Raw genomic sequence first — 19,103 nt, forward strand, 5'->3', positions numbered from 1 at the left:
CATGAAATGCTGGAATATGGCGTTTTCCTTATCCATGAACGGCTGCTCATGCCGGCCTGCCAGTCCTAAAGTGGCGGACATGAACGCACCCACGCCACTGGCCGCGCTGGCCGATATCGATACCGATCCCCAGGAAACCGCCGAATGGCGCGAGGCCTTTCTGGCCCTGGTCGCCACAGAAGGTCCGCAGCGCGCGCGCTTCGTGCTGGAAGAGCTGGCGCGCATGGCGCGCGAGCAGCGCCTGGGCTGGCAGCCCGACCTGAATACGCCCTATGTGAACAGCGTGGCGGCGCAGCAGCAGCCGGTGTTTCCGGGCGACCTGGCCATCGAGGAGCGGCTGGCGTCCATCATGCGCTGGAACGCGCTGGCCATGGTGGTGCGCGCCAACCAGGCCTATGGCGAGCTGGGCGGCCATATTGCCAGCTACGCCAGCGCGGCCGACCTGTTCGAGACCGGGTTCAACCATTTCTTCCATGCCCGGGAGGGACTTGCGCCGGGCCAGCACCGGGGCGACCTGGTGTTCTTCCAGCCGCACAGCGCGCCCGGCGTGTATGCGCGGGCCTTCCTGGAAGGGCGGCTGACCGAGCAGGACCTGCAGCACTACCGCCAGGAGATCAGCGCGCCGGCTGCAGGCGCACAGGGCCTGTCCAGCTATCCGCATCCCTGGCTGATGCCCGATTTCTGGCAGTTCCCGACGGGCTCCATGGGCATTGGCCCCATCAGCAGCATCTACCACGCCCGCTTCATGCGCTATCTCACGCACCGCCGCCTGCTGGACTGCCAGGAACGCAAGGTCTGGGGCGTGTTCGGCGACGGCGAGATGGACGAGCCCGAAAGCATGAGCGCCCTCACGCTGGCCGCGCGCGAGGGGCTGGACAACCTGGTCTGGGTGGTCAACTGCAATCTGCAGCGTCTGGACGGCCCGGTGCGCGGCAACGGCCGCATCGTCGATGAGCTGGAGCGGCTGTTCGCGGGCGCGGGCTGGAACGTGGTCAAGCTGCTGTGGGGCAGCGACTGGGACGGGCTGTTTGCGCGCGACCTCATCGGCACCCTGGCACGCACGCTGGGCGGCACGGTGGACGGGCAGATGCAGACCTTCGCCGCCAAGGACGGACGCTACAACCGCGAGCATTTCTTCGGACAGAACCCCGAGCTTGCCGCCCTGGCCCAGGGCCTGACGGACGAGCAGATCGACCGCTTGAAGCGTGGCGGCCATGACCTGGTGAAGATCCATGCGGCCTATGCGGCGGCTGCCGCCCATCGCGGCCAGCCCACGGTCATCCTTGCCCATACCAAGAAGGGCTACGGCATGGGATCGGCCGGGCAGGGCAAGATGACCACGCACAGCCAGAAGAAGCTGGACGAGTCCGACCTGATCGAGTTCCGCAACCGCTTCAACCTGCCGCTCAGTGACGAGCAGGCCAAGGGCCTGGCCTTCCATAAACCTGCCGATGACAGCGCCGAGATGCAGTACCTGCGCGATCGCCGCACGGCCCTGGGCGGCGCACTGCCGCGCCGCGAAACCGTGTGCGACCGCGTGCCCGTGCCCGCCCTGGACCAGTACGCGCAGTTCGCGCTGGCGCCTGCCGGCAAGGAGATGAGCACCACCATGGCCTTCGTGCGCATGCTGGGCGGCCTGCTCAAGGACGCGCAGCTGGGTCCGCGCATCGTGCCCATCGTGGCGGACGAGGCGCGCACCTTCGGCATGGCCAACCTGTTCAAGCAGGTGGGCATCTACAGCAGCCTGGGGCAGCGCTACGCGCCCGAAGACATCGGCTCGGTGCTGTCCTACCGCGAGGCGCTGGACGGCCAGATCCTGGAGGAGGGCATCAGCGAGGCCGGCGCCATCGCCAGCTGGACGGCGGCGGCCACCAGCTACAGCGTGCACGGCCTGGCCATGCTGCCGTTCTACATCTACTACTCCATGTTCGGCTTCCAGCGCGTGGGCGACGCCATCTGGGCGGCGGCCGACCAGCGGGCGCGCGGCTTTCTGCTGGGCGCCACCTCGGGCCGCACCACGCTGGGCGGAGAAGGCCTGCAGCACCAGGACGGCTCCAGCCATCTGGTGGCGGCCACCATTCCCAACTGCAAGGCCTGGGACCCCGCGCATGCGGGCGAGCTGGCCGTGATCCTGGACGCCGGCATGCGCGAGATGCTGGTCGAGCAGCGCGACGTTTTCTACTACATCACCCTGATGAACGAGAACTACGCCCAGCCCGACCTGCCACCGGGCGCGGCCGAAGGCGTGCTGCGCGGCGGCTATGTGTTCGGCCGCTTTGGCGATGCGGGCCGTGCCACGCAGCATGTCACCTTGCTGGGATCGGGTGCCATCCTCACCGAAGTGCTCAAGGCCGCCGAGCAATTGGCCAGCGAGGGCATGGCCGCCACCGTGGTCAGCGTGACCAGCTGGAGCGAACTGGCGCGCGATGGCGTGGCCTGCGAGCAGCGCATGCTGGCAGGTGAGGCACCTGGCCAGCCCTGGATCGCCCAACTGCTGGACGGCACGCAGGGCCCGGTGATTGCTGCCACCGACTATGTGCGCGCCGTGCCCGAGACCGTGCGCGCCTTCCTGCCCGCAGGCCGCCGTTTCCTCACGCTGGGCACGGACGGCTTCGGCCGCAGCGACACGCGTGCGGCGCTGCGCGGCTACTTTGGGGTGGATGCACACAGCGTGGCGCAGGCTGCGCGCCGGATGATCCACGCGGGTTGAGCCGAGCCTTTCCACGCACCCGGCATCCCCGGGATGTACACATGGCGGCCCCTTCGCGGGGCCGCTTTGCATTGCTGCGCCCCCATTTGCGCCGCCACCTTTCCTGTGGATGGATTAAGCCCGCGTTAAATGCGAAAGTGACTTATCTTTTTCGTCGGATTGCATCAAAAAAATAGGGTGATTCCACTAGAATTTGTATATATAAGAAGATATTGCGCAAAGAGATTAATATTTGCTGCAATGGTTGCATGCATTGGGTGGAATATCTCGTCAATATCCGATTTTCTCTTTCGATAATAATTTATTTCACGGGATCGAAGACGATGAAACTCTCGCTCAAGCAAGGCCTGCTGTGCGTGGCCGCGCTGTCGGCCGCAGCCTGGCAACTGGCCATTTCGGCGCCGGCGCCCGGAGTGGACCATGCGCAAATGCCACAAATCATTGATGACCTGCCTGCCGATTACGCAGCGGACCTGACGGCGGAGCAAAGAACCCTGGTCGATCGCGGCCGATATATCGCACGCCTGGGAGATTGCGTTGCCTGCCACACCGGCAATAAATCCCAGCCCATGGGTGGTGGGCTGGCGCTGGAGACGCCATTCGGCAAGATCTATTCCACCAATATCTCGCCCGACGCCGATACGGGCATGGGCAAATACAGCTTCGAGCATTTCGACCGCGCCATGCGCAAGGGCGTCGCGGCCGATGGCCGCAACATGTACCCGGCCATGCCCTATCCCTCCTACGCCAAGATGACGGCCGAGGACATGCAGGCCCTGTACGCCTATCTGCTGCAGGGCGTGGCGCCCGTGAAGGCGGCCAACAAGGAATCCGACCTGGGCTTTCCCTTCAACCAGCGCTGGGGCCTGGCGCTGTGGAACTGGGTGTTTCTGGATGACACGCCCTTCCAGCCCCAGCCGCAGCAAACTGCCCAGTGGAACCGGGGTGCCTACCTGGTGCAGGGCCTGGGCCACTGCGGCGCCTGCCATACGCCGCGCGGCGTGGGCTTCCAGGAAAAGACCATGACCGGCGAGGGCAGCAAGGGCGAGTATTTCCTGGCCGGCGAGACCGTGGAGAACTGGCGCGCGCTGAGCCTGCGCAATCTGTGGACACCCGAGGAAACCGCCCAGTTGCTCAAGACCGGGCGCAACAGCCACGGCACGGTCTCCGGCAACATGGTCGATGTGGTGCAGCACAGCACGCAGTACATGAGCGATGCGGACCTGCTGGCCATTGGCACTTATCTGAAGTCGCTGCCCGCAGGCAAGAACGATCTGCCCATGCAGGTGGCCCAGGGGCCGGGGCCGGTCATCGCCCCGCATCCGGCGCCGCAGGCCTCCGGGCATGCGCCGTCCGCCACGTCGGCAGTGTCTTCCGACGTGCCTGCCGATCTCTACGGCAGCCGGGGCGGCCTGGGCTATCTGCAGTTCTGCGCCGACTGCCACCGTGCCGATGGCGGTGGCGTGAAGGACGTGTTCCCGCCACTGGCCGGCAATTTCTCGCTGCAGTCGCAGGACCCGTCCACGCTGATCCATCTGATGCTGGTGGGCTGGAAGGCGCCCGTCACGCAAAGCCATGCACGGCCGCTGACCATGCCGGCCTTCGCACAGCTCAAAGATGCGGAGATCGCCGACATCCTCAACTTCGCCCGCAAGAGCTGGGGCCGTGCCGATGCGCGCGAGATCCATGCCAAGGAGGTGCAATCCATGCGCAAGCAGCTCGACGCCAAGGGCGAAAGCGCACGCCCCTTCGAGACGCCGCGCCTGGCCGCCATGCTGGACGAATCCAACGCGAAGCAACTGGTCTACGGCGCCCGCCTGAACATAGAGACGCGTGACCTGCTGCCCAGGAATGTGGGCAATGCGCTGAACTGCGCCAGCTGCCACCTGAACGCGGGCACGGTGGCCGATGGTTCGCCCTACATCGGTGTCTCGGCCTTCTTCCCCGGCTATGCGCCGCGCGCGGGCCGCGTCATCACGCTGGAGGACCGCATCAATGGCTGCTTCCTGCGCTCCATGAACGGCAAGCCGCTGCCGCTGGAGTCCGACGAGATCAAGGCCATGGTGGCCTACTTCGACTGGATGCGCCGCGAAACCAAACCCGAAGACAAGGTCGAAGGCCGGGGCGTGGGCAAGATCAGCCAGTCCATCGTGCCCAACGTGGACAACGGCAAGAAGGTCTATGCGGCCCAGTGCGCGGTCTGCCATGGCGGCGAGGGCGAGGGCGTGAAGAATGCCAAGGGCCAGTGGGTCTATCCGCCGCTGTGGGGTGATGAGTCCTTCAACATCGGCGCGGGCATGGCGCGCACCTACACGGCAGCGGCCTTCGTCAAGCGCAACATGCCCATCGCCTTCCATGGCAACTTCCCGCTGGGCCAGGGCGGCCTCAGCGACCAGGAGGCCGTGGACGTGGCCGAGTACTTCAGCCACCAGCCGCGCCCAGACTTTGCCAACAAGCACAAGGACTGGCCCAAGGACAAGAAGCCGGCCGATGCGCGGTACTGAGATGCAGAGGTACTGAGGTACTGAGGTACTGATTAAATCCTGAAAACACAAGGCCCGGCGCTGGATTCCCCGCGCCGGGCCTTGTGCTTCTTGCGTACGTGTCGCGCCTGGTTTCCCGGGCTTCAGTCGTCCACGCCGATCATCACGGACGAGGCCTTGATCACGCCATAGGCCTTGGCGCCTTCCTTGAGGCCCAGCGCATCGGCCGAATTGCTGGTGATGCTCGAAGTGATCTGGATGCCGGGGGCGATCTCCAGCGTCACTTCCGTGCTGACCGGACCCCGGACGATGGAAACGACCGTGCCCGAAAGCACATTGCGCGCGCTGATCTTCATGCTGGACTCCTGATGGATGTGCAAAGACCGGATGTTAGTCCGCGCCACGCGGCACCATCAACCGTGGCGCAGGCAAAAGTGTGATGCGCTGGTGGTGCGGGTTCCCGCGTCGGGCGGTGCCAACTCGCGCGCCACGGTGGCCGCGAAGCTGGCCAGGCTGGCCGTGCGCAGCGCGATGAAGGGCACGCCATGCCGCTCGCTGAGGCGCTTGAGGTTGACCACGGAATCATGGTCCACGCAGTCCACGGGGAACACCACCAGGTCGACGCGCGGCAGCTGCGCGGCCAGCAGGCCCTTGCGCGTCTCCAGCCCGCCGTCGTGGTGCAGGAACTCGCCGCCATGGCGCTGTACATGGTCGCGTATGGCGGGGGTGGAGCTGGGGCGCCCGCCCACGTAGAGCAGCTTGCGGCCCTGCAGCGCCTGCTGCTGCGCGGCATCGGGGGCCTGGGGCTGGGTGGCGGCGCGATGCAGTTCCTTTTCGGCGGCGGCCAGTTCCTCGGCCAGCCATTGCACGCGCTGCTGCAATTGCTCGGCCATCTGCTGCAGGCGGCCAGCCTCGGCCCAGGCCTGTTCGGCAGCGCGTTCTGCACGCTCGCGCCGTTCGGTGTGCATGCCGACCAGGGCGCCGGCATCGGCGGGGCGGGTCTCGCCTCCAGGGGCTGTCCCTGCCCTGAGTTGCGACAGGCGGGCTTCGAAGTCCAGGGACTGCTGGCGCAGCTGGCCGGCCAGCGCATCACGTTCGAGCTGGGATTGGTGGTGGCGCTGGCGTTCGCGTTCCAGCTTGTCCTGCAGTTCCAGGTTTTCCTTTTCCAGTGCCACGAAGCGCTTGAGTTCATGCCGGTTGGCCGATCCCATCAGGTGCGACAGCATGTGCACCTCGCCAAAGGCCATTTGCCGCAGCGCAAAGCTGGTGCACTTGTGCGTGAGCAGGGCCCAGTAGGCGCCCGGAATCTCGCCCTGCTGCCAGGCCTGCTTCCACGCGGCCTCCAGTGCAGCCTCGTCCTGGGCGGCGGCAAAGCCCTTGATCACGGCGGCATGGCGCTGGTCCAGCGCCTTGTGGATGGCCTTGGACAGGTCGCCGTTCTCATGCGCCAGGCCCACGGCCTGGTGGTGCAGTTCCAGGTCGGTCTTGCCCTTGATATCCATGTGCCTGCCCATCAGCTTGCGCAGCTCGGCCGGGCTCAGGCAGGTACCTATCACCGAGCAGTGCAGATGCGTGTCCAGCTGGTAGAGCCGGGTGCGCGCCTGGGCGTGCGCTGCGCCGCCATGCTCTTCGTGGACATGATCGTGCCCGCAGCACTGGCCGTCCCCGGACTGCAACGCGCCTGCCGACACGGCGGCGCCCAGGGCGGCCATGCCGCCTGCGCTGAGTTTGAAGGGGGGCGTCAACATCGGAAGGCCTCTCATGGAAGGGCTGGTGCAGTTCGTAATATACGATGAAGCATAGCGCGGTGTGTGCCAGAGGTTCACATAGTTGACTGCCGTTAGCCGATGGAGTGTGGGCGCGCGGCGCGCTCAGGCCGCGCGCTGCAAAAGTACGGGCACGGAAGACGCCAGCAGGGCCACGCCGGACAGGCACAGCAGGCTCAGCACGATCTGCCGGAACCGTGCCTCGCTGATACCGATATAGAGCCTGGAGCCCAGCAACGATGGAATGAGCATGGCCGGCGCCACGATGGCGAACAGCGGCAGCATGCTGCGCGTGACCATGCAGGTGCCCAGGTAGGTGGCCATGGTCACGGCCAGCATGGACAGGTTGAAGTTCTGGATGACGGAGCGCTGCTCATCCTTGGGGTAGCCGCGCAGCGTGCACCACAGCGTGGGCAGCGTGCCCGTGAAGCCGCCCAGTCCGCCCATCACGCCGCCCGCCAGGCCCACGGCACCATCGGCCAGGCGGCCGCCGCGCGCCAGCCTGGGCAGCCGGGCCGACAGCAGCATCACCGGGCACCACAGCACCAGCATGCCGCCCAGCAGGGCCTTGAACCAGGCCATGTCCAGGTGCGGCAGCAGCAAGACGCCCAGCGGAATGCCGGCAAGACCGCCCAGGATGAAGGGCAGCAGCTTTGCCAGCGCAAACCCGCGCCGCACGGTGATGGCCGACAGCACCTGGCCCAGCAGCGAGCCGAAGACGGTGAGCACGGCCGCATCGCGCGGCTCCAGCACCCAGGCCCAGAACGACATGGCCACCATGCCGAAGGCGAAGCCCGACAGGCCCTGCACGAATCCGGCCGCCGCCGCGCCCAGCGCGATGATGAAAAACATGCCATCCATGGTCTGCCTGGTCCTTTCGTTTTGGGTGTGCAAGACGCAGGAATTCTGGAACGCATGCATAAGCAGAAATTCGTTTGTTTTTATTGTTCAATATGGTTTTGCTTATGCCGCGCCACACCTGAATCCATGCCGCAAAACCGCACTGCATCGACCGCTGCCCAACTGGCCCACCGCATGGCCACGCGCCTGAAGATGAAGCATTTGCTGCTGCTGCGCTCCATCAGCGAGCTGGGCACGCTGACCCGCGTGGCCGAGCGCATGGCCACCAGCCAGCCCGCCGTGACCCAGGCCCTGGCCGAGCTGGAGTCATTGTTCGGCGCGCCGCTGTTCCTGCGTTCTGCGCGCGGCATGGAGCCTACGGAGCTGGGCGCGCTGGTGCTGGCGCGCGCCCGGGGCATGCTGGCCGATCTGGACCATTGGGCCCACGACATCGAGGCCGTGGGGCAGCAGCGTGCGGCGCACCTGCAGGTGGGTGTCATCCCCTTTCTGCCGGCGCGCATGCTGGCCGATGCCATCGGCAGGACGCGGCCGCAAGGCCGGCGCATCACGGTCACGCTGCATGAGGACACCAGCGACCGCCTGCTGCAAAAGTTGCGCGCGCATGAGCTGGACTGCGTGATTGGCCGCGCCTCGGCCGTGCTGGACATGAGCGGCATACGGCACAGCGTGCTTTATGAGCAGGAGCCTCGCCTGATCGCCCACCGCAGCCTGGCCACGCGGCTGGGGCGCCGGCCTCTGCAATGGGCCGAACTCACGGGGCTTGACTGGGTGCTGGGCCAGCGCCGCACGCCCATGCGCGAGCAGATCACCGACTTTTTTCTGCGCGCGGGCGTGGAGCCGCCGCCGCCGTTTGTGGAAACGCTCTCGGCCAAGGTGATCGGCGAACTGGTGGCGGCCAATGAGCGGGCCGTGTCCATCGTGCCGGCCGACATTGCCGAGGAACTGGTGCGCATCGCGGGCGTGGGCATTGTGCGCCACCGTTTCGGCTGGACCCTTCCGCCTATCACCCTGTTCGAGCGCAAGGCGGGCGGGCAGTACGAGGAGCAGCGCCTGTTCGCCCAGGCGCTGAAGGAGGTTTGCTCCGATCAGGATTGACTGGTGGCCGGCTTGAAGAGCGCAGCCAGCAGCGGCGCCAGCGTGGGAAATTCCAGGGCAAAGCGGGCGCGGTCCACGAAGAAGGCCTCGCAGGCCACGGCGAAGAATTCGGCGGGCGCCGTGGCGCCATAGCCGTCCAGCCAGGGCCATTCGCCACCAAAGCGTTCGGCGATGGTGATCTGCTCACGAAAGGCGTCGTAGGCCGGCGCCCAGGCGGCCTGCCATATCTCGCGGGCCTGGCGCGCGGAGCCGCTGCCCATGAAACCGGGCGGCAGGGGCGGGCAGCCGTCGGCACCGCCGTTGCGCATGTCGATCTTGTGGGCGAATTCATGGATCACCACGTTGGCTACCTGGCCGCCGTGACCGTGGTGGCTGGCATGCGGCCCGCGGCCTGCGCCAATGGCCTGCCAGCTCAGCATGACGGGGCCACCATGCATGGCCTCGCCCATGATCACTTCGTCGTAGTCGTGGATGACGCCGGCCTCGTCCATGCTCTGGCGCCGCGCCACGGCATCGCCCGGGTGCACCACGATGCCGACAAAGTCGTCATACCAGGACAGCGCGCCCTGCGGCTCGCCCCAGTGCAGCAGGGGCAGGCAGGCCTGGGCGGCAATCTCCAGCGCCATGGCATCGCTCACTTGCAGGCCGTGCGCGCCGTGGAAGCGCTTGCGCTGCAGGAAGACGGCTGCCAGGGCGCGCAGCTTGGATTGCTCCTCCAGCGTCAGCGACGCGAGAAAAGGGTATGCGGCCAGCGTGGACAGCCACAGCGGCGCAGGAATCTCGGGCACCGGCGACACCGTGGAGCGTGCGCGGCGGCCCAGTCTGCGGACCCAGCGGCCCATTTGTTGCCAAAGGCTCATGGCGGGCTGGCCTGTTCAAGAACATCGGACAGCGGCAGGCGCTGCAGGCCCATGCCGCGCTCCCAGCGCAGCACCTCGGCGCGGGGCGCGGGCGCCGCCAGATCCCAGTCGCTGAGCACGATGCGCCGCAGGCCATCGCCCAGGTCATGGTCGGCCGGGCGGTGCGTGTGGCCGTGGATCAGGGTGGTGGCACCTGCGGCATGCAGCCAGCTGCGGGTGGCCTGCGCGTCAAGGTCGGCATAGGTGGGCATGGCGGCGCCATGGCCGTCCGATTCCCGCTTGCGCGATTCGCTCTCCTGCCGAATGCCGCGTGCCTGGTCGCGGCGCACCTGCAGCGGCTGGGCCAGGAAGCCGGCCTGCCAGGCCGCCGAGCGGGCCATGGCGCGAAAGCGCTGGTAGTCCACATCGTCCAGGCACAGGGCATCGCCATGGCTGAGCAGGATGCGCTGGTCGCCGCAGTCAAGCACGGTGGGATCGGTCAGCGTGGTCGTGCCGCACAGCGCATCGAACTGCGCGCCGGTCAGGAAGTCGCGGTTGCCCTGCATGAAGAACAACGGCGTGCGGGTGGCTGCCGCGCGCATGGCGGTGGCGCATTCGGCCTCGAAGCTGTCCGGCTCCAGCAGGGCGTCGTCACCGACCCAGACCTCGAACAGGTCGCCCAGCAGAAAGACGGCATCGGCCCGCGTGGCGGCCAGGTAGTTCCGGAAGGCCTGCACGGTGGCGGGCTCGCTGGCCTGCAGGTGCAGGTCCGAGATGAACTCCAGCGTGCGCCAGCCCGCAGGCAGTGTCCACTCGGCCGCAATGGGCGGCACGGGAAGAGGGCGGGGCGCGGCGGTCTGGGCCATGGGACGGGGCACCCGGCAAGGGCGCTGCATGAAGGGCTGTAGGAGCCTTGGGACGGCTCTGGAGCGGGTCTGTTGTCCATGCGCACGGCCTGGTGCCATGCGCATGGACAACAGGGCGGCCGGACCCGAAAGGGCACGGCCGCCTCGTGTGCGCAAGCGCCTGATTACAGGGCCACGGCCTTTTCGATGATCACGTCATCCTTGGGCACGTCCTGGTGGCCGCCGTTGCGGCCGGTCTTCACGCCACGCAGCTTGTCCACGATCTCGGTGCCCTTGACCACCTTGCCGAACACGGCATAGCCCCAGCCCTGTGCGCTGGGCGAGGTGTGGTTCAGGAAGCCGTTGTCGGCCACGTTGATGAAGAACTGGGCGGTGGCCGAGTGCGGGTCGCCGGTACGGGCCATGGCCAGGGTGTACTTGTCGTTCTTCAGGCCGTTCTTGGCCTCGTTCTCGATGGGGGCGTCCGTCTCCTTTTGCTTCATGCCGGGCTCGAAGCCGCCGCCCTGGATCATGAAGCCATCGATGATGCGATGGAAGATGGTGTTGTTGTAGTGGCCCTTGTTCACATAGGCCAGGAAGTTCTCTGCGCTCTTCGGGGCCTTGGCGGCGTCGAGTTCGATGGTGATGACGCCGTGGTCGGCGATGTGGAGTTCGACTTGGGGATTGCTCATGGCGATTCCTTGTTGGATGGAGGGGAAGGGCGTGCCACGCAAGGCGCGGCGCGCGGTTTACTTGACTTCGGTGGCCGAGAGGATGGTCACCGGCTTGGTGGGTACATTCTGGTGCATGCCCTGGTTGCCCGTGGCCACCGTGCGGATTTTGTCCACCACATCCATGCCCTGGACCACGCGGCCGAAGACGGCGTAGCCGAGTCCGTCAGGCTTGGGCGCGTTGAGCATGTCGTTGTTCACCACGTTGATGAAGAACTGCGAGGTGGCCGAGTTGGGGTTGCCCGTGCGCGCCATGGCGATGGTGCCCCGGTCATTCTTGAGACCGTTGTCCGCCTCCAGCGGAATCGGCGCGCGCGTGGGCTTTTCCTTGAGGCTGGCATCCATGCCGCCGCCCTGGATCATGAAGCCGTCCATCACGCGGTGGAACACCGTGCCGTCATAGTGCTTGTCGCGCACGTACTGCATGAAGTTGGCCACGGTCTTGGGGGCCTTGGCTTCGTTCAGCTCCAGCACGATGTCGCCCATGCTGGTCTTGATCTGCACCTTGGGCGTGGCGTTCTGCGCCATGGCGGGCAGGGCGGTGAAAAGGGAAGCGGCCAGGGCCATGCCGGCCAGGGAAAGCGACGCAATGCGGCGTGTGGTCATGCGAATCTCCTGTGAAAGCCAAAGGGCTGGGGGATGGAGTGGGGAAAACCGGGCAGGTTCCTGCGGGTGCGCACCAGGCATGGCAAGAACCGATCGACCGCCGCACGCGCGCTGGCGCAAGGGCTGCGCGCGTGGGCCGGGGGCCTACTTGGCGGCGGTGACGGGTGCCAGCAGGTCGCGCAGCAGCTTGAGCTTGGGGCGCACGCTGGCCGCGCGGCCATCCAGGCCTTGCGCCTTGGAGTAGGCCTCGTAGGCCAGGCGGGCATGGATGTCGCCCAGGTTCTCGTAGGCGACGCCGTAGTTGGGGTTGTTGCGCACGGCGGATTCGAGCGCGGAGCGCGCCTTGTCGAGCTGGTTCTGGCCGGCATAGATGACCGCCAGATTGTTGTAGGGCTCGGGCAGCTCGGGGTAGTCCTCGATGAGCTGGTTCAGCGCGGCGATGGCCTCGTCTGTCTTGCCGCTGTCGGTCAGTGCAACCGCCTTGAGAAAGCGCATCTGCGGGTCGCGTGCGTTCTTGGCCAGATAGGCATCGGCGCGTGCCAGCGCCTGGGTGCTCTTGCCGTTGCGCAGCAACTGATTCACTTCCGTATAGTCGTCGGCGTGGGCGTGGCCTGTTGCGAGCAGGGCCGCCAGTGCCGCGAGGCGCAGGGCGGAGCGAAACGAGTTGCGTAGAGGCATGTAGGTGCTTTCGGGGCCTCGGGGGAATGCCCCGCGGCGCGGGCTTATACTGCGGTCAATTGTAGCTGAGGGGTGTGCTGGGTCACACGGGCTCTGCGCCTGCCGCTCCTGCTCCCTGCTGAGCATGCCTGCATCGGCGCCAAGGGTCCGGCGGCGCGTGGGACGCGCCCCCTGCAGCGACCCTTTCTCCCCTGATAAACATCCATGAGTTTGCGTATCTACAACACGCTGTCGCGTGCATTGGAAGCGTTTTCGCCAATCGAACCGGGCCATGTGCGCATGTATGTGTGCGGCATGACCGTGTACGACCTGTGTCACCTGGGACACGCACGCTCCATGGTCGCTTTCGATGTGGTGCAGCGCTGGCTGCGTGCCAGCGGCCATCGCGTGACCTATGTGCGCAACATCACCGACATCGATGACAAGATCATCCGTCGCGCCGTCGAGAACGGCGAGACCATCCGCTCGCTGACCGACCGCATGATCGACGCCCTGCACCAGGACGCCGACGCCCTGGGCATCGAGCGCCCCACGCATGAGCCGCGCGCTACCGAATACGTGCCGCAGATGCTGTCCATGATCGGCCGTCTGCAGGACAAGGGCCTGGCTTATCAGGGCACGGATGGCGACGTGAACTTCGCCGTGCGCAAATTCCCCGGCTACGGCAAGCTGTCGGGCAAGTCGCTGGACGAATTGCAGGCCGGCGAACGCGTGGCCGTGCAGGACGGCAAGCAGGATCCGCTGGACTTCGTGCTGTGGAAAAGCGCCAAGCCCGCCGAGCCGGAAGAGGTCAAGTGGGCCAGCCCCTGGGGCGTGGGCCGTCCTGGCTGGCACATCGAGTGCTCGGCCATGGGCTGCGAGATGCTGGGCGAGAGCTTCGACATCCACGGCGGCGGCGCCGACCTGCAGTTCCCGCACCACGAAAACGAGATCGCCCAGAGCGAAGGCGCGACCGGCAAGCCGTTCTCGCAGGTCTGGATGCACAACGGCTTCATCAACGTGGACAACGAGAAGATGTCCAAGTCGCTGGGCAACTTCTTCACCATCCGCGACGTGCTCAAGGAGTATGACGCCGAGACCGTGCGCTTCTTCGTCGTGCGCAGCCACTACCGCAGCCCGCTGAACTACAGCGACGTGCACCTGAACGACGCACGCGGCGCGCTCAAGCGCCTGTACACGGCGCTGAGCCTGGTCGCGCCTGCCGAGGTTGCCATCGACTGGAATCATCCCGCTGCCGCACGCTTCAAGGCGGCCATGGACGAGGACTTCGGCACGCCCGAGGCCGTGGCCGTGCTGTTCGAGCTGGCTGCCGAAGTCAACCGCAGCAAGAGTGCCGAGACGGCGGGCCTGCTCAAGGCATTGGCCGGCTGCCTGGGGCTGCTGCAGGGCGACCCGCAGGCCTTCCTGCAGGCAGGCACTTCGGAGATGGATGCCGGCGCCATCGAGGCGCAGATTGCCGCACGCGCAGCCGCCAAGGCGGCCAAGGACTGGGCCGAGGCCGACCGCATCCGCAAGGCGCTGCTGGAACAGGGCATCGTGCTCAAGGACTCCCCCGCAGGCACGACCTGGGAGGCAGCCGCAAAGGGCTGATCCGTATGCCTTGCCAGATGTGCCGCGCCAGGTGCGGGGAGGTGCTTTGATGGCCTCCGCCAAACCCCTGGACACCATGGATTTCGAGCAGTTGCCGCTGGTGGCCGATCTGCCCGTGCCCGAACAGCAACCGGCCCCGCTGCCGATGGTGACGCTGGGCGCGCGCGCAGGTTCGGCGCCTGCGGCCGCCGCTGCCGCTGCCTCCGCTCCCAAGGCCAAGATATCCCTGCCCGCACCGCCCGAGGGTGCCCCGGCCTACTGGGCCGAGGCTTGCCGCCAGCTGGTGCGGCGCGATCGCGTGATGAAGCGCCTGATCCCGCGCTTTGCCCACCTGGCCTTGCAGCCCGGCGGCGATGCCTTCGCCACGCTGGCGCGCTCCATCGTGGGCCAGCAGATCTCGATGAAGGCTGCCCAGACGCTGTGGAACAAGTTCGCGCGCCTGCCCGCCCGCATGGCGCCTGACCTGGTGCTCAAGCTCAAGGTGGACGACATGCGCGCCGTGGGCCTGTCTGCCCGCAAGGTGGACTACCTGGTGGACCTGGCCATGCACTTCACCGAGCACCGCCTGCACCAGGACGACTGGCAGGGCATGAGTGACGAAGCCATCGTGGCCGAGCTCATGTCCATCCGAGGCGTGGGCCGCTGGACCGCCGAGATGTTCCTCATCTTCTACCTGCAGCGGCCCAATGTGCTGCCGCTGGACGATGCAGGCCTGATATCGGGCATCAGCCAGAACTATTTTTCAGGCGACCCCGTCAGCCGCAGCGAGGCGCGTGAGGTTGCCGAGGCCTGGAAGCCGTGGTGCACCGTGGCGACTTGGTATATTTGGCGCTCGCTCGAACCGCAGCCTGCAGCCTGAAGACAAACCGATCACACCCGATCAACCCCCGTTTTCCGGCCGGAACGCATGCACCGTGCCTGGCTGGGACAAGGAGAAACAAGTTGGCGAAAAAGAACTTTCTGGATTTTGAGCAGCCCATCGCCGAGCTCGAATCCAAAATCGAGGAACTGCGCTACGTGCAGACCGAAAGCGCAGTCGATATCTCGGAAGAGATCGAGCAGCTCAGCAAAAAAAGCCTGCAGCTGACCAAGGACATCTACAGCGACCTCTCGCCCTGGCAGATCACCAAGATCGCGCGCCATACCGAGCGTCCCTACACGCTGGACTATGTGCGCGACTGCTTCACCGACTTCATCGAGATGCACGGCGACCGGCACTTCGCCGACGACCAGTCCATCGTGGGCGGGCTGGCGCGCTTCAATGGCATTTCCTGCATGGTCATCGGCCACCAGAAGGGCCGTGACACCAAGGAGCGCACGCTGCGCAACTTCGGCATGACGCGCCCCGAGGGCTACCGCAAGGCCCTGCGCCTCATGAAGACGGCCGAAAAGTTCGGCCTGCCGGTCTTCACCTTCGTGGACACGCCTGGCGCCTTCCCCGGCATCGAAGCCGAAGAGCGCGGCCAGTCCGAAGCCATCGGCCGCAACATCTACGAAATGGCCCAGCTGCAGACCCCCATCATCACCACCGTCATCGGTGAAGGCGGATCGGGCGGCGCCCTGGCCATTGCCGTCGCCGACCAGGTGCTGATGCTGCAATACGCCGTCTACTCCGTGATCAGCCCGGAAGGCTGCGCCTCCATCCTCTGGAAGACCGGCGAAAAGGCCCAGGACGCGGCCGATGCCATGGGCATCACGGCCCACCGCCTCAAGGCCCTGGGCCTGGTGGACAAGATCGTCAACGAGCCCGTGGGCGGCGCCCACCGCGACCCCAAGCAAATGGCCGCCTTCCTCAAGCGCGCGCTGGGCGATGCCTATCGCCAGCTGGCGGACCTCAAGCCCAAGGAACTGCAGGACCGCCGTTACGAGCGCCTGCAAAGCTACGGACGCTTCGCCGACACCAAGGCCGACAACCGCTGAAGGCCTGCGCCACGCTCTGGCACACTGAACGGCTCCCCCTGGGAGCCGTTTGCTTTTTGCGCCAATCCCTTGCCCGCGTCCTGATACCTCTGATCCAAGCCTGTGGAAATTCCGATCACCGACCCACTGCGCAATGTTCCGGCAGCCGCGCCAGATGCCGCACCAGGTGCTGCACCGGGTGCCGCTTTGGACGCGGCCATCCATCGCTTTGCGCCGCAACTGCCGCTGGCCGTGGCCTTCAGCGGCGGTGCGGACTCCACGGCACTGCTGCTGGCCTGCGCCGAGCGCTGGCCGGGCCAGGTCGTGGCCATCCATGTGCACCACGGTCTGCAGTCGGCCGCCGATGCCTTTGTCGGCCAGTGCGAGAAAGTCTGCGCGCAGCATGCCGTTCCTTTGAAGATTCGCCGCGTGGACGCGCGCCACGCGCCGGGCCAAAGTCCTGAGGACGCCGCACGCCAGCTGCGCTACGCAACGCTGATAGAGGCCGCCAGCGAACCCTGGCCTGGGCAGGGCGCCAGCGGAGAGCCCTTGCCGCCCGTTCGCAGCATGGCGCTGGCGCAACATGCGGACGACCAGGTCGAGACGCTGCTGCTGGCCCTGTCTCGCGGCGCCGGTGTGGCCGGGTTGGCCGCCATGCCGGCGCAGTGGAGCAGGGCGGATCTCGAATGGCATCGTCCGCTGCTTGATCTGCCCGGCCAGGTCCTGCGTGACTGGCTTGCGGCGCGTGGCCAGGCGTGGGTGGAAGACCCGACCAATGCCGACGCACGCTATACGCGCAATCGCATCCGCGCCCAGTTGCTGCCCGCGCTGCAGCAGGCCTTTCCCCAGTTTCGCGCCACGTTCGCGCGCAGCAGCCGGCATTGCGCCGAGGCGGCCGAACTTCTGCAGGAGATGGCGCAGGCCGATCTGGCGGCCATCGGCACCCCCCCCGGCATCACCGCCTTGCAGGCGCTGAGCCCCGCGCGCCAGGCCAATGTGCTGCGCCACTGGTTGCGCAGCGTGCATGCCACCACGCCCAGTGCCGCGCAGCTCGATCAGCTGCTCGCGCAGATCGGCGTTTGCCTTACGCGAGGCCACCGCATCCATCTCAAGATGGGGCGGGGTTTTGTGCGGCGCCTGGGGTCGGTGCTCGATTGGTACAATTGACGAGTTTTGGTCCAACTTTGTACGAAAACCGGCGGCGCGCCAAAACCAAACGGCTTGCGCAAGACGGGTCCGGGCGGACATTTCGCTTCATGCGCAGTCCTCTCGAACATCCTGGCTTGCACAGGCATCCCTCTGTCGTACAGCGCCGTGGCAAGCAGTTTCGTCACCCTGATATCCAATGGCACTGATCGTTCATAAATACGGCGGCACCTCGATGGGCTCGACAGAGCGCATCCGCAACGTTGCCAAGCGCGTGGCCAAGTGGGCTCGTGCCGGTCACCAGATGGTGGTCGTCCCCAGCGCCATGAGTGGCGAAACCAACCGTCTGCTGGGTCTGGCCAGCGAGCTGGCTCCCGGCTCGGCCAAAACGGCGTACTACCGTGAACTCGACATGCTGGCCTCCACGGGCGAGCAGGCGTCGTCGGCACTGCTGGCCATTGCGCTGCAGGCCGAAGGCGTGGAAGCCATCAGCTTCTCGGGCTGGCAAGTTCCCGTGCGCACCGACAGCAGCTTCACCAAGGCACGCATCGAGTCCATCGACGACAAGCGCGTTCGCGCCGAACTCGACGCTGGCCGCGTGGTCATCATCACGGGCTTCCAGGGCATCGATCCCAACGGACATGTCACCACGCTGGGCCGTGGCGGCTCCGACACCTCTGCCGTGGCCGTGGCTGCGGCGCTGAAGGCGGCCGAGTGCCTTATCTATACCGACGTGGACGGCGTCTACACCACCGACCCGCGCGTGGTGCAGGCCGCCAAGCGCCTGAACACCGTGAGCTTCGAGGAAATGCTGGAAATGGCCAGCCTCGGCTCCAAGGTGCTGCAGATCCGCTCGGTGGAATTTGCCGGCAAGTACAAGGTGCCCATGCGCGTGCTCTCCAGCTTCACGCCCTGGGACATCGACCTGGAGGAGGAATCCACCTCCGGCACGCTGATTACTTTTGAGGAAGACGAAAAAATGGAAAAGGCCGTCGTATCCGGCATCGCATTCAACCGCGGCGAAGCCAAGATCTCCGTTCTCGGCGTGCCCGACACCCCCGGCATCGCCTACGGCATCCTGGGTCCGGTGGCTGATGCCAACATCGAAGTCGATGTGATCATCCAGAACATCAGCAAGGAAGGCAAAACCGACTTCAGCTTCACCGTCAGCCAGGGCGACTACCAACGCGCCATGGAGCTGCTGCGCGACAAGGTCGTGCCCGCCCTGGGTGCCACCGAAGTCGTCGGCAACCCCAACATCGCCAAGGTCAGCATTGTCGGCATCGGCATGCGCAGCCATGTGGGCGTGGCATCCACCATGTTCCGTGCACTGAGCCAGGAAGGCGTGAACATCCAGATGATCTCCACCTCCGAGATCAAGACCTCCGTCGTCATCGACGAGAAGTACCTGGAGCTGGCCGTGCGCGCCCTGCACACCGCCTTCGGTCTCGACAAGCCGGAATAAAATCATTGTTTTGCCGAAACCGGCAAAAAAGCACGTTACAATAACGTCATTCCGGAAACGTGACCGAGTGGCCGAAGGTGCTCCCCTGCTAAGGGAGTATGGGGTGTAGAGCCTCATCGAGGGTTCGAATCCCTCCGTTTCCGCCAGGATAGAAAAAAGCCACCCGCAAGGGTGGCTTTTTTTATGAGAGGGTTGCTTCGGTGGCCTGATCCGGTGGTTGGAGCTGATGCTCTGGTTGCTGCGGTGGGGTTCTTGTTGTTGGTGGGTTGAAAAAACGTGCTACAATGCAAGGCTCTGCTGAAGAGAGGCGATGCAGATCGCTGGTGTTGAAAAGATCAAAGAAATTTGATTGCAACGACGCTAAAAACTGTGCTAGAATTCAAGGCTTC

Annotated in this window: 16 protein-coding genes and 1 tRNA gene; 9 read left to right on the forward strand and 8 right to left on the reverse strand. The window is 65.9% G+C overall.

Annotation, left to right across the window (positions count from 1 at the left end):
* Positions 1 to 79 precede the first annotated feature (79 nt).
* Positions 80 to 2,710 carry an alpha-ketoglutarate dehydrogenase gene (gene mdeB / locus IAE24_RS20795; RefSeq protein WP_199961873.1) on the forward strand — a complete coding sequence of 877 codons (2,631 nt, stop codon included), beginning with the start codon at positions 80 to 82 and terminating at the stop codon, positions 2,708 to 2,710.
* Positions 2,711 to 3,033: 323 nt separating this feature from the next.
* A complete protein-coding gene (locus IAE24_RS20800; protein WP_199961874.1) occupies positions 3,034 to 5,214 on the forward strand; it encodes a c-type cytochrome in 2,181 nt (726 codons plus the stop codon).
* A 122-nt stretch (positions 5,215 to 5,336) separates the two neighbouring features.
* Here IAE24_RS20800 and IAE24_RS20805 read toward each other — a convergent pair whose 3' ends face one another.
* From IAE24_RS20805 to IAE24_RS20815, 3 genes are all read right to left on the reverse strand, one after another.
* Entirely contained in the window at positions 5,337 to 5,549 is a 213-nt protein-coding gene (locus IAE24_RS20805) for a TOBE domain-containing protein (protein ID WP_043823788.1), read from the reverse strand.
* A gap of 57 nt (positions 5,550 to 5,606) precedes the next feature.
* Complete coding sequence (locus IAE24_RS20810) at positions 5,607 to 6,941, reverse strand: DUF2325 domain-containing protein (protein ID WP_199961875.1); 1,335 nt, start codon at positions 6,939 to 6,941, stop codon at positions 5,607 to 5,609.
* Between the two features lie 123 nt (positions 6,942 to 7,064).
* Positions 7,065 to 7,880 carry a sulfite exporter TauE/SafE family protein gene (locus tag IAE24_RS20815; RefSeq protein ID WP_199961876.1) on the reverse strand — a complete coding sequence of 272 codons (816 nt, stop codon included), beginning with the start codon at positions 7,878 to 7,880 and terminating at the stop codon, positions 7,065 to 7,067.
* Between the two features lie 66 nt (positions 7,881 to 7,946).
* Here IAE24_RS20815 and IAE24_RS20820 point away from each other — a divergent pair, with 66 nt between their 5' ends.
* Positions 7,947 to 8,915 carry a LysR family transcriptional regulator gene (locus tag IAE24_RS20820; RefSeq protein WP_013803379.1) on the forward strand — a complete coding sequence of 323 codons (969 nt, stop codon included), beginning with the start codon at positions 7,947 to 7,949 and terminating at the stop codon, positions 8,913 to 8,915.
* Here IAE24_RS20820 and IAE24_RS20825 read toward each other — a convergent pair.
* The 5 genes from IAE24_RS20825 to IAE24_RS20845 form a co-directional block, all read right to left on the reverse strand.
* Complete coding sequence (locus tag IAE24_RS20825) at positions 8,906 to 9,775, reverse strand: zinc-dependent peptidase (protein WP_199961877.1); 870 nt, start codon at positions 9,773 to 9,775, stop codon at positions 8,906 to 8,908. The genes IAE24_RS20820 and IAE24_RS20825 overlap by 10 nt on opposite strands.
* The gene (locus IAE24_RS20830) at positions 9,772 to 10,620 is read right to left on the reverse strand and encodes a UDP-2,3-diacylglucosamine diphosphatase (RefSeq protein ID WP_199961878.1); all 849 of its coding nucleotides are present in this window, start codon (positions 10,618 to 10,620) and stop codon (positions 9,772 to 9,774) included. The genes IAE24_RS20825 and IAE24_RS20830 overlap by 4 nt, the downstream gene beginning before the upstream one ends.
* 164 nt (positions 10,621 to 10,784) lie before the next feature.
* Positions 10,785 to 11,291, reverse strand: a complete 507-nt coding sequence (locus IAE24_RS20835; RefSeq protein WP_013803376.1) for a peptidylprolyl isomerase — start codon at positions 11,289 to 11,291, stop codon at positions 10,785 to 10,787.
* Positions 11,292 to 11,348: 57 nt separating this feature from the next.
* Positions 11,349 to 11,936: a peptidylprolyl isomerase gene (locus tag IAE24_RS20840; RefSeq protein ID WP_199961879.1), complete on the reverse strand. Its 588-nt coding sequence runs from the start codon at positions 11,934 to 11,936 to the stop codon at positions 11,349 to 11,351.
* Between the two features lie 144 nt (positions 11,937 to 12,080).
* Complete coding sequence (locus IAE24_RS20845; protein ID WP_013803374.1) at positions 12,081 to 12,614, reverse strand: tetratricopeptide repeat protein; 534 nt, start codon at positions 12,612 to 12,614, stop codon at positions 12,081 to 12,083.
* A gap of 204 nt (positions 12,615 to 12,818) precedes the next feature.
* Between IAE24_RS20845 and cysS the strand changes: the two genes are divergently transcribed.
* From cysS to IAE24_RS20875, 6 genes are all read left to right on the forward strand, one after another.
* Positions 12,819 to 14,204: a cysteine--tRNA ligase gene (gene cysS / locus IAE24_RS20850; RefSeq protein ID WP_013803373.1), complete on the forward strand. Its 1,386-nt coding sequence runs from the start codon at positions 12,819 to 12,821 to the stop codon at positions 14,202 to 14,204.
* 49 nt (positions 14,205 to 14,253) lie between these two features.
* Positions 14,254 to 15,063, forward strand: a complete 810-nt coding sequence (locus IAE24_RS20855; RefSeq protein WP_034391589.1) for a DNA-3-methyladenine glycosylase family protein — start codon at positions 14,254 to 14,256, stop codon at positions 15,061 to 15,063.
* 83 nt (positions 15,064 to 15,146) lie between these two features.
* Positions 15,147 to 16,124, forward strand: a complete 978-nt coding sequence (locus IAE24_RS20860; RefSeq protein WP_012204428.1) for an acetyl-CoA carboxylase carboxyltransferase subunit alpha — start codon at positions 15,147 to 15,149, stop codon at positions 16,122 to 16,124.
* Between the two features lie 186 nt (positions 16,125 to 16,310).
* On the forward strand, positions 16,311 to 17,270 hold the full coding sequence (gene tilS, locus IAE24_RS20865) for a tRNA lysidine(34) synthetase TilS (protein WP_199961880.1): 960 nt from the start codon (positions 16,311 to 16,313) through the stop codon (positions 17,268 to 17,270).
* Between the two features lie 178 nt (positions 17,271 to 17,448).
* Positions 17,449 to 18,714 (forward strand): aspartate kinase, encoded by a 1,266-nt coding sequence (locus IAE24_RS20870; protein ID WP_012204430.1) that lies wholly within the window; start codon positions 17,449 to 17,451, stop codon positions 18,712 to 18,714.
* A 53-nt stretch (positions 18,715 to 18,767) separates the two neighbouring features.
* Positions 18,768 to 18,860 (forward strand) — tRNA-Ser (locus IAE24_RS20875).
* Positions 18,861 to 19,103: the final 243 nt, after the last annotated feature.

The organism is Delftia sp. S65, from assembly GCF_016516495.1.
GTDB classification, from domain to species: domain Bacteria; phylum Pseudomonadota; class Gammaproteobacteria; order Burkholderiales; family Burkholderiaceae_C; genus Comamonas; species Comamonas acidovorans.

What these genes read in the sequence shown, in the direction of transcription:
- IAE24_RS20845 (WP_013803374.1), bottom strand. Translation starts at nt 12,614, where the DNA reads ATGCCTCTACGCAACTCGTTTCGCTCCGCCCTGCGCCTCGCGGCACTG.
- IAE24_RS20820 (WP_013803379.1), top strand. Translation starts at nt 7,947, where the DNA reads ATGCCGCAAAACCGCACTGCATCGACCGCTGCCCAACTGGCCCACCGC.
- IAE24_RS20870 (WP_012204430.1), top strand. Translation starts at nt 17,449, where the DNA reads ATGGCACTGATCGTTCATAAATACGGCGGCACCTCGATGGGCTCGACA.
- IAE24_RS20825 (WP_199961877.1), bottom strand. Translation starts at nt 9,775, where the DNA reads ATGAGCCTTTGGCAACAAATGGGCCGCTGGGTCCGCAGACTGGGCCGC.
- IAE24_RS20805 (WP_043823788.1), bottom strand. Translation starts at nt 5,549, where the DNA reads ATGAAGATCAGCGCGCGCAATGTGCTTTCGGGCACGGTCGTTTCCATC.
- IAE24_RS20810 (WP_199961875.1), bottom strand. Translation starts at nt 6,941, where the DNA reads ATGTTGACGCCCCCCTTCAAACTCAGCGCAGGCGGCATGGCCGCCCTG.
- IAE24_RS20835 (WP_013803376.1), bottom strand. Translation starts at nt 11,291, where the DNA reads ATGAGCAATCCCCAAGTCGAACTCCACATCGCCGACCACGGCGTCATC.
- IAE24_RS20840 (WP_199961879.1), bottom strand. Translation starts at nt 11,936, where the DNA reads ATGACCACACGCCGCATTGCGTCGCTTTCCCTGGCCGGCATGGCCCTG.
- IAE24_RS20830 (WP_199961878.1), bottom strand. Translation starts at nt 10,620, where the DNA reads ATGGCCCAGACCGCCGCGCCCCGCCCTCTTCCCGTGCCGCCCATTGCG.
- IAE24_RS20800 (WP_199961874.1), top strand. Translation starts at nt 3,034, where the DNA reads ATGAAACTCTCGCTCAAGCAAGGCCTGCTGTGCGTGGCCGCGCTGTCG.
- mdeB (WP_199961873.1), top strand. Translation starts at nt 80, where the DNA reads ATGAACGCACCCACGCCACTGGCCGCGCTGGCCGATATCGATACCGAT.
- IAE24_RS20855 (WP_034391589.1), top strand. Translation starts at nt 14,254, where the DNA reads ATGGCCTCCGCCAAACCCCTGGACACCATGGATTTCGAGCAGTTGCCG.
- cysS (WP_013803373.1), top strand. Translation starts at nt 12,819, where the DNA reads ATGAGTTTGCGTATCTACAACACGCTGTCGCGTGCATTGGAAGCGTTT.
- IAE24_RS20815 (WP_199961876.1), bottom strand. Translation starts at nt 7,880, where the DNA reads ATGCATGCGTTCCAGAATTCCTGCGTCTTGCACACCCAAAACGAAAGG.